A 16,077-nucleotide genomic window follows, 5' to 3' on the forward strand; every position below is an offset into this window, starting at 1 on the left:
GAAAATTGGCATTGAGTATATAAGCCTCTTCTTAAATAAATGCATCAAAATAACCAAACCACGACGAGAACCGGTTTTACCGCTTAGAATAAGACTCGTATTTGAGATCGTCGAAATGGTCTTCTTCGAGGAGCTCAAATCGACGTCGGCAGCGTTCCAGTGGCTGTATCCCCGGGCCCCGGAGTCGGCATTGAACGTAGCAACAAAAATACTACCTCCCACCAAAACACCAAACAAACTACCAGCACACAACAAAATAAAACGCTTCTGTCTGCCATAGCTCTCTTACATCTATAAAAAAAAGACGCCTCTACAATCAGCGTCTTCCAAAATATTAATCTTTTAAATATTTATACTTATTAGTATATGTTACCGTTTTACCAGCAGGCAAAACAATATCACCAAAATCCTTATGATTAACAGCGTCAGGTAAAGTTTGCAGCTCAGTAGCTAACGAACTATATTCATGATCATCCTGCTTCTCACTATCTTGCGGATTAGCAGTAAAAATCACCATACCGTTCCGATCAGAGAACAACTTAACCCTACGACCATCACCACTCAACTCAGCAACAGCTGATTTCGACTTACCAGTCACATAACAATCATCAAATTCGATCTTTTGATTTTCGGCATATAACTCCTTCAACCCTTGAGCAATAGTTCTAGGTTTTCTAAAATCATATCCAGAAGTTACAGGAAGCTTACGACCTGTTGGAACCTTATCACCATAAATTGCCAATGACTCATCAGCGTTGATCTGTAATTTTTGCTCCGAAACATCCGTTGTGTCATCCAGTACGTTAAAGTACACATGGCAAGTTGGATTGAAAAGCGTATCTTCTGTACTCTCACCAGTGTATTCAATAACAACTTCATCATTTTTATTCAAAGTATATTTGATCGTTAATGTTAAGTCTCCTGGGAAATTATCGTCAGCACTTTTCATAACGGTTGTGAAAATGACAGCATTGTTCTTTTCGTCGATCTTGCTGGCAAAATTATGTGTTTGGATACCCTTTTCGCCACCATGTAACAAATTGTCGCCCTCATTAGCAGGTAACTTAAATTGCTTTCCATTGATCTCAAACTTAGCATTTCCAATTCTTCCAGCTACCCGACCAACAGTTTTTCCAACTTGGTAAGGATTAGCAACGTAACCCGAAATATCATCATAATGCTCGATCAATGAATGTGTAGTTCCATCCTCAACAACTTCAAAATTTTGCCAAGCTGCCGCATAACTTATCACATTAATCTTCGTTCCGTTCTTATTCTCAATGGTAAACAATTTGACATCTTCGCCGTCAACTTGACCAAAATTTTGTTCCTTAATCATTAAACCTCTCCCACTTCCATAGCTTTTTTGATGTTGGCCAAAGTCAATTCTGAAGTCTTGGTGAAATTAATGTCTGCTTCGGATAAGACATTTACATCCCCAATACCAATTGAAGTTTCTCCAGCAGAATTGATCGACTCAACACCTACTTTGGCATCTTCGACTCCGATACATTGTTCTGGCTTTAAGTTAAGAACTTGTGCCCCACGTGCAAAAATCTCTGGATCTGGTTTCCCATGTTTGAGTTTTGCAGGGTCAACTTTCTCTGCAAAATACTTAGCCAAACCTAATTGTTCCAAAACAAGTGGAGAATTCTTAGATGCTGATGCAAGCGACAACTTATAATTATTTGCTTCCAAACTAGCTAGAAAATCTGCGATACCTGGTAAAATTGCCGAAGAGTCCATACCCTTTAGTAGATCCAAATAATTGGCATTTTTCTTGGCAGCGTACTTTTCTTTTTCTTCTTGGGTATAATCGTTCTCTTTGCCACCAGTTTTCAAGATCAACTCCAATGAATCCATCCGACTGACACCCTTTAAATTATCAGCTAATTCATCGCTCCATTGAACTCCTAATTCATCTGCTAGCTGATGCCATGCCTTTGAGTGGTAAACAGAAGTATCGGCGATAACACCATCGAGATCGAAGACGAAACCTTTAATATCCTTGAATTTAACCATCTATATCCTTCCTTTCAAAAAAGGTGTCCGAATTTTCAAAAACCCAGACACCTAATAACTAATTAGTTTGTAATGAATCTAATGTAACCGTCTTGTTATTTACTTTAATATCAAGTGGTTCACCGGAAATCAGCTTTAAGTGATTGCCGTCTTTATCAACGGAGACTTCGATAACACGACCTCTAAACACTTGTCTAAATGAGTAACTTTGCCATTTTTGTGGTAAGAAAGGCTTGTAACTCAACACATCGTCGTGAACTCTCATTCCTGCGAAACCTTGAACCATGGCGATCCAACCACCAGTCATTGAAGTAATATGCAATCCGTCTACTGTGTCATTATTATAGTTGTCTAAGTCTAGTCTAGCTGTTCTTTCATATAATTCAACCGCTTTCTTTTCATAATGTAAGTCGGCAGCGACTACGGAATAGATAGCAGGAGAAAGGCTGGACTCGTGAACTGTCAATGGTTCGTAGAAGTCAAAATTGCTCTTCTTTTGTTCTGGTGTGAAGTCATCAATAAAGTCATAAATAACTTGTAAGACATCACCTTGCTTGATATAAGGCGAACGCAAGATCTTATCCCATGACCAATTTTGATTAATTGGTCTTTGATCTTCAGGAATAGCAGAAACAGGTTGTATATCCTTATCTAAAAAGCCGTCATGCTGTACGAAAATATCTAGATCTTTGTCGTAAGGTAAGTACATCCGATCAACAATATCTTGCCATTTAGCTTTTTCTTCATCTGAGACGTTTAATTTCTTAGTTTGTTCGGGAGTTACTTCGCCAAGAACTTTCAGTGTATATTCCAATGTCCAACGTGCTAAATAATTAGTGTTCCAGTTATTATCAACATTGTTTTCATACTCATCAGGACCTGTTACACCATGGATCATATACTGGTTGTTGCGTTCGCTAAAGTGTACTCGATCAGCCCAAAATCTGGAAATCTCTGTAAGGACTTTGGAGCCTTCATTAAGCACATACGATTTATCGCCAGTATATCTAGTGTAATTGTAGATGGCAAAGGCAATATCACCGTTTCTATGGATCTCTTCAAAGGTGATCTCCCACTCATTGTGGCATTCAATACCATTAAAAGTAACCATTGGGTACAATGCACCCTTTAGGCCTTGTTCTTTAGCATTGACGTATGCTCCATCTAATTGTTTGTAACGATACATCAACAGATTTCTAGTTACTTCTGGCTTGGTAATACCTAGGTAAACCGGAACGGCGAATGCTTCGGTGTCCCAATACGTTGCACCACCGTATTTTTCACCAGTGAATCCTTTAGGACCGATATTCAATCTTGCATCGTCTCCATAGTATGTTGTGAAGAGGCCAAATAAATTGAAGCGCATTCCTTGTTGTGCCTCGTCATCGCCTTGGATCTTGACGTCTGATTGTTCCCATCTTTGAGCCCAGATATTCTTATGAGCTGTTAATAATTCATCATACGAAATAGTTGATACTTTCTTTGATAAATCATTCATGGCTTTGACCAATTTGTCTTGGCTATCATAATCACGTGAAGTTACAACAATGACACGTTTTTCAAATGAAGCTACTTCGCCTTGACTCAACTTACCAGTAAAAGTCGTGGACGTCTCTAAATCCGTTAATTCGTTGCCGACAGGTTGCAAACTAGTAACATAATTTGCTTGCATCCCGGAGGTGAATCTCGGTGTCCCGAAATCATTGGCAACTGTTTCAGCTACAATGCTTCCAGCAGCGATATCTTTAACTTCCCAGAATCGTTCGTCGTAATTTGCATCTTCGTTTTTCACATTAGCATCGATGGCTGAGATGACCTTGATCTCAACAGGCTCATTGGAAAGGTTTTCCATTGTTACTTTTTGAACTGATAGTTCTTTTTGAGCAACACTTAAAAGTCTTTCAAAGTTAAATTTCACTTTGGCATCGCCTTTTGTAACAACGAATGAACGTGTTAAAACGGCATCTTTCATATGTAAATTTAATTCAAAATCACTAATTTGATCTTTTGCGAGATCAAGTTTTGATCCATTGATCTCAAAATTCATTTTGATGAAGTTAACAGCATTGATAACCTTGCCGAAATACTTTGGATAGCCATTTTTCCACCAACCAACTCGAGTCTTGTCGGGGAACCAAACGCCACCCAGATAAATTCCTGAAAGGCTGTCGCCAGAATAATCTTCATCGAAAAAGCCACGCATACCCATGTAGCCGTTACCTAAACTAGTCATCGATTCTTGTAGTCTTTTATCTTCAGCCTTAAATTCATGTGTTGAAACATTCCAAGGTTGAACTTCAAAAATTCTTTTCATCGTGATTCTCCTTTTTAAGCTGTAATTTTAAGCTTTATAAGTTTCTTTGATAAATCCTACTGATAAAGCACCTACTGCCATGATGATCCCAGATAGCAAGAACATGTGTGGTTGTGAGTTACCTAATAATGGGAACAAAGCAAAACTTAATAATGATGCAACGATTTGTGGTAAACAAATTGAACCGTTGAATAATCCTAAATAAGTACCCATATGTTCACCTGATAAAGCATTAGTGATCATCGTCAATGGATAAGTATTCATAGCAGCCCAAGCCATTCCAACGAGCACGAATGAGACGATCAATGCATATTGACTGTGAATGAAGAAGACTGATAAGAAACCAGCTGCACCTAAAAGTAAACTAAGTGCATAGCCTAACTTGTGATGGTTGTTAGGAACTTTTGCTAAAACATATGACCAAACAACAGCGGCGATCGATTGAACAGCTGCTAAAACACCATACCAGTTACCTGCTGCTTGATATCCAGCTGAACTAGCATTTGATGTATTCCAAACGTTAACTGAAATTGCACCAGCTGAATAAGTCCAAAGATATTGGAAAGCCATCCAGCAGAAGAATTGAACTAGTGTTACTGTCCAGAAAACTTTAGGAGCTTTCTTGAGAAGAGCTAACCAGTTACCACCTGTTTTATTAGCGTCTTCTGAAATGCCGTGATACTTAGCGTAAGTTTTAGGATCATATTCTTTAACTCTAAAAATCGTAATGATAGTGGAAATAACTAAAATAGCGGCACCGATATAGAAGGACCAAACAACTGACTGTGGTACAACACCTTTTTTAGCCGTGTTGGCAATTCCTAGTGCTGTGAAAACAAATGGGAAGATCGCGGCGATAACCGCACCAGTATTGGATAAGAAACTTTGAATACCGTAGGCATAACTCTTTTGATCATCATTGACCATATCCCCGACCATCATCTTGAATGGTTGCATAGCAACGTTTGATGATAGATCAAGAAAAGCAACGGTAATAGCACCAAAAAGTAAAGCTGCAAGAGATCCATAACCAAATCCCATAGAGCCAGAATTTGGCAGTAAGAACATAACGATAGCGGCAACTACTGTACCTAAAATCAAGTAAGGCAATCGTCTACCACCTAATTTAGGTGCCCAAGTTCTATCTGAATAGTAACCAACGATCGGTTGGACGATCAATCCTGCTAATGGTGGCAAGATGAAGAACCAACCTAAGTTGTTAGGGTCAGCTCCAATAGTTTGGAAGATCCGACTCATCTGCGAACTTTGTAAAGTGAAGGCCATTTGAACGCCTAAAAATCCTAAACTAAGCATCCAGATGGTATTCGAAGACAGCTTTGGTAAACCAACGCCATCTTGTTTTGTCTCTTTTTTATCTGACATGATGTTTCCCCCTCAATTCGTTGTATGAATTAATTTATGGTCTTAGTATAAAACCGCTTCCAATTTTATGCAACCGTTTGCGCAGAAGCTAGTGATTTATTTTACATGTACATTTGTCGATAAAAGTTGATATATCAATCTCGGATACTCTTTTTAAATTACGAAAAAAATTTATAATTTTTTGATGATCGATGGCATTTTGTAAAATCTTGGCCAATATTCAGAAAAATTGGGTAAAAAAATAAACCTCAAATTTTGATATGAGATTTATTTTTACTTTATCTATATGTGAAATACTATTGTCAGCGAAAATCTAAACAATCTTATACCCGACTAACAAATGTTTCTTCTCGTTGATCTTGTCATCCTCTCGATCGCTAAACAAGAGTAAAGCTGCCTTTTTCCCCATTTCTTCTGGGAAGAGATCTACCGTTTTGTAATTTCGGTCTAAAAGCACCTGTGGCAAAGAATTGTTGAACCCCATAATATCAATTTGTTTCAATGGATAAACTTTTTTGAAATTATCGACGAAGTTCATCGCATTAATATCATCGGTTGCCACTGCTCCATCAACCTGTGGTTCTTCAAAGATCTGTCTTTCTAATTTTTGCGGATCATTTTGATCGACTGTAAATTCGTGAAATGATAAATCATGCTCGTCCAAAACCTGCTTAAAACCTGCAAATCGTTCTTTTTCAAAAAGCCAATTTTCTGGCGAATGCACGAATGCCAATTCGGTCGGCTGACTTTGTTCGATCAAATATCTAGTTGCCGCAGCCCCAGCTTCTTTATTGTTATTGTTGACATAATAATCAGATGGTTCTGTTGGTTGACCGATGACGACGAAACGAAGTTGATTTTCACGCAAAAACTGTGCGATCGGATCATTTGGCTGCGAGTACAATAAGATAAATCGCTTGATCTTGCTTTGATAAATCATCGATTTAACGTTTCTTTGAAGATCAGCAACTGTCTTGGTAATGGCAACAGATAAGGCATAACCTCGCTTGATCAATTCATCGTTGACACCACTTAGTACCTTGATGTAGAAAGGATTGCTCTGTACAGCATGACCATCGACTGGAAATATCACCCCGACAGCGGACGCTTCACCAGTTGTTAAGTTCTTAGCATTATAGTCTGGCAAATATCCGAGCTGATCAGCGATCAACTGTACACGTTCGATCGTTTTTTTGCTGATATGTGGATTATTGTTGAGCGCCCTCGACGCTGTTGACGGAGAAACGCCAGCCTGTTTGGCAATATCTCTAATTGTGACCAATTCACACACCCCTATAAATAAATCATTTAATATCAGTTTACTGTATATTTCAATATTAGTTAAGCAAATGATAAATTAATTCTTACAAAAAGACAAAGCTTGTCAGCTCTGCCTTGATTTGCCTAATTATTCAAAGACTTTATATATTGAAATCTTATCAATTACGCTATTGCTTTTTTGTGAAACAAATAAATTCTGAACCATAGAATCACCCAGTGATCCAAACCAATTTTTTTAGCGTTATAACCTGCGATCAAGATGAAATAAGTTAGAAAAATGTACAATGGATTGACTGAAATCGCTCCCGCTAACAAATACGAGAAATTCATAACTAGACCAAAAAATGCTGCTGCCGTTGTCAAGCAACCAAAGATCAATCCTAAACCAACTAACAGCTCACCTCATGATATCAGCACACTCATTCCTTGTGCGTGAGGCAAAATGGAATTGATCATATCATTGAACCACGGATAGACTGCATCGCCACTAGGTCCTTTAACAGGACTTTTGACAGCTGCAGCCAGCATTCCTTTCGTAGCCTCACCTGCTCCAATGGTAACTTTAGCAAAACCGGAAAGTGTCCATTTGACACCTAAGTAAATCATGACAAGTGTTAACAGAACTGTCGCTATTTTATTGTTCCGTAAAAAATTAACCATAACTAAATTCCGCTTTTGATCGATTTTTCAATTATAGTTAATCGTTTACAAAAAAATCAAATGATCGTTCTCTTGATTATTTTTTATTAATAAATTCGTCATAAGCAATACCATCTTTGTAAGCAAAACTTCTGGCAGCTAAATATTTGGTAAATTTACGGTTAGGCTGATCTTTCTCCGTGATCTGTTTGCGAATCCAGCCTTTATGGAGTCTTCTTTGCTTAATGAATTTCACTTGTCTTAATTCAACGAGTTGATAATCAATATATTTAAGCGCTCGTTGGTCTATTTTGGCTTGTTGTTTATTAGCTTCTTCTTCCTTTTTCACAGTAACTCCATTTGGCTGCCTGTTTTTATATTGATCGATATTGGCTTGCTCCAATTGTTGCATTGTCTTGCGATCAATTTGACCTGCTTGAAATTGTTGCTTAATTGCTTGATTTCTTTGGGCAACTTTTTTCCAGTTATCTTTCCAATCTACATAATTTTCACGATAATCTTGGAAAATTTGCTTGTTGTCCTGATTAACTGCTTGCTGGATGTTATTGCGTTTGTTGACAACATCTTGTCGTTTGATGGAGTATGTGTCAACTACAGCCGAAAAACTAATTTCGTCGCCCTCGAACAATTCCTTACCGATTTTGAACACTTCTTTATTGGCAAAAACCCAGACATGATCGGCAACGTTAGCTGAAATCGATTTACCTTTTTTATTGCTCAGTTGTACGTCTAATAAGAGCAGTACAGGACTAAAACCGCCAGCAGGGATCTTTTTGTGACTGAATCTTTCAAACGTTGCCTTGAACCAAAGCCTTTGTCCCAAAAATTTTCCTAGCTGAGAACGTTGATCTGACATAAAATCGCTTCTTTACAAATTATTGATACTCCCATTTTCCCACAAAATAAGATCTAGTATAAATTTTTTTGTAAGTACGAGAAAGATAATTTGTATCTGTCAAAGGTCAATGCTATCTTGATCATGTTCCGGAACTAGTTTTGATCAAAGAGAGGATTAAAAATGACAGAAATTAATGGCTATACACAAAGTGATAATGAAAAGGAATTAAATATCCTTAATTTACCAACGCTTGAAAAAGAAGCTAAAAAAATCATCCCTACTGGTGGTTTTGGTTATATCAGTGGCGGTTCAGAAGATGAGTGGACTTTATCGGAAAATACCAAATCTTTCAATCACGTTCAAATCATTCCCGAGTTTTGAGCAATATCGAAGATCCCCAGACCGATACTGAAATCTTTGGCATCAAAGTAAAGACACCGATCATGATGGCTCCTGCTGCTGCACAAGGCTTGGCTCATTCACAAGGTGAAAAAGACACAGCCAAAGGTATGGCTAAAGCTGGCGCGCTCATGTCGCAAAGTACTTATTCTTCAACATCGATTGCTGATACAGCAAAAGCCGCTAACGGAGCTCCACAATTTTTCCAACTCTATATGAGTAAAGATTGGAACTTTAATGAAAGTCTTCTGACAGAAGCTATGAATGCTGGTGCCAAAGCAATCATTCTAACTGCTGATGCAACAGTCGACGGTTATCGTGAATCAGACATTATCAATAATTTCCAGTTCCCAATTCCAATGGCTAATCTAGAGAAATTTAGCGAAGGCGATGGAAAAGGTAAAGGAATTGCCGAAATTTATGCAGCAGCTGCTCAAAAGATCAGTCCAGCTGACATTAAACGTATTAAGGATTTCACTAATCTTCCAGTTATCGTCAAAGGAGTCCAAAGTCCTGAAGATGCTTTACTCGCCATTGGTGCTGGCGCTGACGGTATCTACGTCTCAAATCATGGTGGTCGTCAATTAAATGGTGGTCCTGCCTCATTCGATGTATTAAAGAGCATTGCTGATGCTGTAAACCACCAAGTACCGATCATCTTTGACAGTGGCGTTCGTCGTGGATCCCACGTATTTAAAGCTTTAGCTAGTGGTGCCGATATGGTTGCTCTAGCACGTCCGATCATTTACGGACTAGCTCTTGGTGGAGCCGATGGTGTATATTCCGTAGTCGAACATCTAAATGAAGAGTTCAAGACTATCATGCAACTAGCTGGAACTAAGAATATTGAAGATGTTAAAAATGCAAAATTAATCAGATAACATTTCAAAATAAGAGAGTGGAAGACGTCGTTCAGCTACTAAGATTTAGGGACTGGCAGCTCAGAGGTGCGGCGATGCCGTGCCTGCTGACAGTTGCTAAACCGGAGGCTGCTGTCGTCTGGAACTCGTTTCCGAACCAAAAAACGGTAAATAGTTTTTTGCAACTATCTACCGTTTTTGTTATGCCTTAATTTCAAAGTTTTTATTGATCAAACTATTTTTAGAATATTCATCTGCTGGTACATAGCCTTTTGCCAGCAAATCTTTGATGTATAAACGATTATAGAAAAACGAAAAAATAATTCCAACAATGGAAAAGCCGAATCCAAGCGTCGGCACGGTCGCAATCATTTCAATTATGAAAATAATCGCTGCCCACTTCCAATCCTCACGAAATACTGCTGGAAAGAAACCGAAAAAGAAAGTGGTCCAGGAAAAACCTATCTTAGCTTTCTTAGTCACATTAGTCTTTGGGTCGACTAAATTAATCATCATGATATCTCCCCCTCTGCTCTATCATTAAGAATATCATATTTCCTGCAATGAATTGTACCATGGTATTTGTAATCAACAATCAATACCATTGATAGGCATCAAAAAAGTCGAGCTTTCGCTCGACTCATAATAAATCACTAAGCAATAAATTCATTATTTCTTAAACACACTATATGAATTTTGATCACTAAGTCGATAACCTTTATCAATCATATCGGTCATCTACAATTTGTTGGATAAAAATTAAAAAACAATTCCCACAACTTACTTACTGTGTTCTTCATAACCGATTTTGTTTGTCACAAGGTTAAAGAAATGGTGCGAATTCATATGCTACACCATCACCAAAACGTACCCATTCATCAGTCGAAACTCTGAAATATTGTGTTGGCGATTCGTTATTGTCTAGTTCACCCGACTCTTCTGCATATTTATCAGAAAACCAGTCAGTCCCACCTGCTAGCTTTCTATTTGATAATGTACCGTCTGACTTATACAAATCATAATTTTTGCCTGGTTTCAAATGAACCGTCGTGCGTCCATTTGTATCGGCTTTGATATTAATTAATGGCGTTCTCTTTACTTTGTTTATTGTATGAGTCTCGTGAAATCCTGCATCATTTTCACTTATCCATTCATGAGCGGAAATTCGAAATCTCTGTTCATTGGTAAAATCATTTTTTTTGGAACCATCTACAGCCCAAGAACTTCTTGCAGAAACAGTTCTGCCAGAAATTATATTCCCATTATCATCATATAATGGAGCATCATGATCCGCAGTAGCTATCCCTTTGACCTCAGAAAAATGCCAGTTACTAGGATCATTTTCCGAAATGTGCGTTGTATGATCATTTCCAATATCAGCATCTGTGATTGTAACACCACCACCATCAACATATGGTTGATCATCATCAGCCGCAAACGCTGTTCCCAACATGACACTAGATGACAATGCAAGTAAAACTGAAGCTACCGATCCGATAAACATACTTTTTTTCATGTGCTAACCCTCCAAACAAATATATGCATTTAATAGTTAACCATCAATGCATAGTTTGATATTAATTTTTGAGGATTTAATACGCAATGTTATAATATATTTCCTAATATTATCATTAGAATGAATTTACACTATTTTTACATCGATTCTATTTTAAAATATCTTTTAAATAAATATTGATATAAAAAATAGTTTTAAAAAAGATTCTCGGTAGACACAATGATGATGCACAAAAATCTTTGAAATCAATGTTTTATTTTTGCTAAAATAAACAAAATATGTATCAATCGATAGAAATTATAATTACAAAACAATATTATAGTACACTTATACAATTAATTCGTTATCTAAAAAAATGTCTGATGTGATCACGAAAAGTTGATTACATCAGACATTTTTATATAGTTTGTAACTCTGCCAGATCCTCTATCGAGCCTGATTATAAACAGGTCGAACAACGTCCTCGCCACGGATATATTCATTGGTTGATACTCTGTAATAAGTGCCCTTCTTCACCGGATTACTTACGTTGCTCTTTTCGTTAGCTTCACGGGCGATGTCAGTATACCAACTACTCCATGGAGCTAATTTTCTATTGGGAATGATTTTCCCGTCAGCATCATACAAGTACGCGCCTTGAGAGTTGTTCACAGTTACCACTGCCTTAATGTCGGTGTTCGTCCATGCTGGCAATTGATTATTGTAGTTGACTTCGGTGGCTGTCTCAGCTTGGACATTTTGCGTAGTACCCAAAATGGCTAGTGAACCTACTGATAATAAAACTGTCAAACTTACAAGCAATACATTTTTAAACATCATAAACATCTCCTCTCTGTTCTTCACATAAAATATATCATGTTATTTATGATTATAAAAGAATTATTATAATTATAAGTATTTATATTTGAATGATTTTTGTACAAAAAAAAGAACACCCAAAGGTGTTCAACATAACTATCTATAAGGTGAGTACAGGATTTGAACCTGCGCGCCGGTATTAACCGGTTCGCCGGATTTCGAGTCCGGTGCATTACCACTCTGCCAACTCACCATGATGAAGGTATCGCTACCTTCTATTTTAATATTAATACTGCATCAATGTAAACATGTCATAGCCTTTTATTTTATCACGGCCATGTAAATCTTTCAGTTCGATCAAGAATGCAGTTCCAACGACGATACCACCGAGTTGTTCAACTAGTTTGATCGTTGCTGCTAAGGTACCACCAGTTGCCATCAAGTCATCGACTACGAGAACTTTTTGGCCAGGTTTAACGGCATCTTTTTGCATCCATAATGATCCTTGACCATATTCGAGGTCATAAGTTACTGAAACTGTTTCTCTAGGAAGCTTGCCCTTCTTACGAGCTGGAGCAAATCCAACTCCTAATTTGTAAGCCACAGGACATCCCACGATGAATCCACGTGCTTCTGGACCGGCGATCATTTCGGCACCACGACTCTTTGCGTAGTCAACAATTTCATCAGTTGCAGCACCGTATGCTTGTCCATCAAGCATTAGTGGTGAAATGTCTCGAAATAAGACACCAGGTTCCGGGAAATCCGGAACATTGGCAACATATTTCTTAAAATCAATATCCATCTTTCATTCTCCGTTCAATCTAATTATGACAGTCGTACTCACTGATCCAGTTCAACAAACCGTCAAAATTAGACTCAATTAGTATTTTTTCAACATCGTTACGTTGTAACCGTTTCATATAAGTTGGAGATTCGATTAATTCACGTTGTTGCGATACTTCTGCTCTTTTAACAAAGCCATTTACCATTTTAACAAAATTCAACTCAAAAAACACATTTAAATAGAAATCTATGTCATTTTTATTGATTTTCAAGTACTGAGCAACGGTCGGCATGTTAGACATTTGCAAATTATCATGAGAATACAAGTATTTCAGGAATTGTTTCATTCCTACGACGTCTGGACGTAGATAGCCGCTAGTTACACTCGTGTGTAAATAAAGTGCCGTGTGGGCGGTTTTATTGCTCTCTAAGAACTGCTGGAACAGCTTCAAGTCATGCGGACGATCATAGATCAAGACGTTTTCTCCATTACAGTCATCCGTCGACATAATAACTTTGACATTCAAATCGTGACGTTTGAGCATCTCAAAGTATGATTGATTAAAGCAAACGATACTATCAAACCTTTCCATTAGTGGCTTAGATAGCTTCTTGTTGCGATAGTCGATATAGATCGATTGCAATTTATTGATAGTTTGCGCTTCTGGAGAAGGTTCGAAATCAGATAACATCATTTGCAAAGTTTTTTTGCCACGCCATTCATTGATATTCAGCTGACCATAAACATTACAAAGCTCATTTTGAATTTCCTGTTCTTTGGCAAAAAGTCGAAAACCGATAGCTGGTAATTGGTGCGTTTGATCGGCAATAATTGTCTTCAAATGTGACTTGTCTTTGCCGACAGCTTGATTATTCGTCAAATTGACATTCGCCACTTTAATTACTGGCTTAGGATTGTTCATCCCAAAAGGCGCCAATTGATCGATTTCTTTGATCAGCTCAAAACTAAATTGTGAAATATTCAGGTCAAGATCATATTTTTCTTCAACAGCACTTTGCGGATCAAAACCTTGTTTAGCTGGTTCAGCTTGCAATTCTGGTATCAATTGATTCAGCTGCGGTTCCTCGATCGAAAATCCACAAGCTTGAGCATGCCCACCAAATCCGGCAAATAATTGATTATGAGCGTTCAATGCGTCAAACAGATTGAATCCTTCCGGACTTCTTCCTGATCCTTTATATAGCTCAGCATCTTGGTCATAACGCAAGACCATCGTTGGTTTGTGGGTCTGTTCTACCACTCGACTGGCAACTATCCCAAGTATTCCTTGATGCCATTTATCGCTCGTCAAAACTAAGACACCGTTCTCAGATTGTTCGTCAATCTGTTTTTGGGCATCGTTATATGCTTCTAATACTAGTTCTTGCCGTCTAGTATTGATATCTTCTGTTTCATCAACGATATCATTAGCAAGTGTCTCATCGCTAGTCGTCAATAATTCCATTGCAGAAGTGGCATCATCTAGCCGACCGATTGCATTTAGTCTTGGTGCAATAGTAAAAGCAATTTCATCTTCTGTGATCTTATCAAGATCGATATTACATTTGTTAGCCAAAGCTAAGATCCCTAAGTGTCCGTTTTCTTTCATTCGTTTCAAGCCTTCGGAGACGATCACCCGGTTCTCGCCTAGTAATGCCACGGAATCTGCTACTGTACCAATAGCGGCTAGATCGACAAAATCTAAGGCATCATCACCCAATAAGGCATCTGCGAATTTAAAAGCTACTCCAGCTCCAGATAAATAAGGACAAGGATATTCCGACCCTGGGATTCGTGGATGAACGACCGCATCTGCTTGTGGTAATTCATCGGGCAGATCATGGTGATCAGTGACGATAACTTTGACATTATTGTCCTTCAAGTATTTGATCTGATCCTTACCACTGACACCGTTATCGACGGTGATCAAAAGATCGATCTGTTTATCTTCAACTAATTTCTTATATGCATCTAAATTTGGACCATAGCCATCTTTGAACCGATTAGGAATGTAGACGATGGGATCTGCTCCAAGCTTCTTCAAGGTCAATTTCATGATGGAAGCACTCGTAACGCCATCAGCGTCATAATCGCCATAAATGGCGATCTTACCTTCTTGTTGAATGACTGTGTCTAAAGTCTCTAAAGCTTTATCCATGTCGTGCAAAGCAAAAGGATCTTGTAATCCTGAAACGTCCGGATGCAAAAATTCTTGGATCTGGATCGGATCACTAAATCCCCTTTCCAACATTAATTCCGCTACGATATTTGATAGTTTATTTTCTTGCGCAAAAGCGCTGATCTGTTCATTTGTTGGACTGTCACGTTTTGTCCACTTTATAGATACCAATACATCACCTACTAACTTGTACATTATAACAATTAATCTAAAAAAAATAAGCCTCTCGACTTATTTTGAAAACACTGCTAATGATTTAGAATTGGCTTTTTGAGTTTTGACTAATGAAGCTTGAATAGCCCAACGGTTAGTTCCACCATCGGCACAGGTGATCAATGTCAATAATTTCTTTCCTGGCGAATCATCGATCATATAAACTGCGGTTGGTGGGACGACCTTCTTAAAGTAAATTTTGTAGGTATAAACTTTCTTCATATTGGTAATGTATGCTAAATCGCCTAGTTGGACATTTTCCAAACGTGAAAACAATACACCCTTGTTAGTCATATAGTGACCGGCCAAAGCGTAGTTGCCCTTCCCCATCTTTTGATCTGGCTTCATTGTTCCACCACCAGTAGACAAAGCATCATCGCTTAATCCCTTAAGAATGGGTAAATATAAGTCAACTGCGGGAACAGACATTTTGCCGATCGTAATGGCATTGTTGTTGATGGAAGCCTTGGCAACCTGTGAAGCTGATATTGGTTTGACCTTCTTAAAGTCATACTCAGCCTTCTTGTTTTGATTCTTCTTGACATCGTCGGCTGTTAAGGAAGTCAAATAATGATTGGACATATGACTAACAGCAAACTGCTTCAAAGGCTCATTAAAAATCAAGCCTAATGCTACTACAAATAGCAGCACGATACCGGTTATAGAAAAAAATTTCTTCATAAGTATCCTTCTCGATCCGATTCAGAATTTCTTAACTTATTCATATAATAAAGCAAAAATATTAATAAGTTAAGCAATTAACACATAGCAAACTCATTGGAAAAACAGTGAAAGTTTTAGTTAATTACGTAATTAGTATATCAAAT

13 protein-coding genes, 1 tRNA gene and 1 pseudogene are annotated in these 16,077 nt (G+C 37.9%); 1 reads left to right on the plus strand and 14 read right to left on the minus strand.

Annotation, left to right across the window (positions count from 1 at the left end):
- Positions 1-334: 334 nt before the first annotated feature.
- The 7 genes from EKM78_RS01785 to EKM78_RS01815 form a co-directional block, all read right to left on the minus strand.
- Complete coding sequence (locus EKM78_RS01785) at positions 335-1,339, minus strand: aldose epimerase family protein (RefSeq protein ID WP_125768512.1); 1,005 nt, start codon at positions 1,337-1,339, stop codon at positions 335-337.
- Complete coding sequence (pgmB, locus tag EKM78_RS01790; RefSeq protein ID WP_125768515.1) at positions 1,339-2,022, minus strand: beta-phosphoglucomutase; 684 nt, start codon at positions 2,020-2,022, stop codon at positions 1,339-1,341. The genes EKM78_RS01785 and pgmB overlap by 1 nt, the downstream gene beginning before the upstream one ends.
- A gap of 58 nt (positions 2,023-2,080) precedes the next feature.
- A complete protein-coding gene (locus tag EKM78_RS01795) occupies positions 2,081-4,336 on the minus strand; it encodes a glycoside hydrolase family 65 protein (RefSeq protein WP_125768517.1) in 2,256 nt (751 codons plus the stop codon).
- Positions 4,337-4,363: 27 nt separating this feature from the next.
- Complete coding sequence (locus tag EKM78_RS01800) at positions 4,364-5,719, minus strand: SLC45 family MFS transporter (RefSeq protein WP_125768520.1); 1,356 nt, start codon at positions 5,717-5,719, stop codon at positions 4,364-4,366.
- Between the two features lie 313 nt (positions 5,720-6,032).
- Positions 6,033-7,001 carry a LacI family DNA-binding transcriptional regulator gene (locus EKM78_RS01805; protein ID WP_125768523.1) on the minus strand — a complete coding sequence of 323 codons (969 nt, stop codon included), beginning with the start codon at positions 6,999-7,001 and terminating at the stop codon, positions 6,033-6,035.
- 401 nt (positions 7,002-7,402) lie between these two features.
- Positions 7,403-7,606, minus strand: coding sequence for a hypothetical protein (locus EKM78_RS13355; RefSeq protein WP_342768423.1), 204 nt, complete (start codon positions 7,604-7,606; stop codon positions 7,403-7,405).
- Between the two features lie 130 nt (positions 7,607-7,736).
- Positions 7,737-8,516 (minus strand): hypothetical protein, encoded by a 780-nt coding sequence (locus tag EKM78_RS01815; RefSeq protein WP_125768526.1) that lies wholly within the window; start codon positions 8,514-8,516, stop codon positions 7,737-7,739.
- A 162-nt stretch (positions 8,517-8,678) separates the two neighbouring features.
- Here EKM78_RS01815 and EKM78_RS01820 point away from each other — a divergent pair.
- Positions 8,679-9,778, plus strand: a pseudogene (locus tag EKM78_RS01820) (lactate oxidase).
- Positions 9,779-9,958: 180 nt separating this feature from the next.
- On the opposite strand, the gene EKM78_RS01825 reads toward EKM78_RS01820, so the two are convergent.
- The 7 genes from EKM78_RS01825 to EKM78_RS01855 all read right to left on the minus strand — a co-directional run bounded on the left by EKM78_RS01825 (position 9,959) and on the right by EKM78_RS01855 (position 15,931).
- On the minus strand, positions 9,959-10,273 hold the full coding sequence (locus tag EKM78_RS01825) for a DUF2628 domain-containing protein (RefSeq protein ID WP_125768529.1): 315 nt from the start codon (positions 10,271-10,273) through the stop codon (positions 9,959-9,961).
- Positions 10,274-10,580: 307 nt separating this feature from the next.
- Positions 10,581-11,273, minus strand: coding sequence for a hypothetical protein (locus EKM78_RS01830; RefSeq protein ID WP_125768532.1), 693 nt, complete (start codon positions 11,271-11,273; stop codon positions 10,581-10,583).
- A gap of 426 nt (positions 11,274-11,699) precedes the next feature.
- Entirely contained in the window at positions 11,700-12,089 is a 390-nt protein-coding gene (locus EKM78_RS01835) for an SLAP domain-containing protein (RefSeq protein ID WP_164507154.1), read from the minus strand.
- Between the two features lie 147 nt (positions 12,090-12,236).
- Positions 12,237-12,324: transfer RNA gene (locus EKM78_RS01840), tRNA-Ser, on the minus strand.
- A gap of 33 nt (positions 12,325-12,357) precedes the next feature.
- Positions 12,358-12,876 (minus strand): adenine phosphoribosyltransferase, encoded by a 519-nt coding sequence (locus tag EKM78_RS01845; protein WP_125768537.1) that lies wholly within the window; start codon positions 12,874-12,876, stop codon positions 12,358-12,360.
- 19 nt (positions 12,877-12,895) lie between these two features.
- The gene (gene recJ, locus EKM78_RS01850) at positions 12,896-15,232 is read right to left on the minus strand and encodes a single-stranded-DNA-specific exonuclease RecJ (RefSeq protein ID WP_245994732.1); all 2,337 of its coding nucleotides are present in this window, start codon (positions 15,230-15,232) and stop codon (positions 12,896-12,898) included.
- Positions 15,233-15,268: 36 nt separating this feature from the next.
- A complete protein-coding gene (locus EKM78_RS01855; protein ID WP_125768544.1) occupies positions 15,269-15,931 on the minus strand; it encodes a class A sortase in 663 nt (220 codons plus the stop codon).
- Between the last annotated feature and the right edge of the window lie 146 nt (positions 15,932-16,077).

It is taken from the genome of Companilactobacillus furfuricola (genome assembly GCF_003946325.1).
Taxonomy (GTDB): Bacteria; Bacillota; Bacilli; order Lactobacillales; family Lactobacillaceae; genus Companilactobacillus; species Companilactobacillus furfuricola.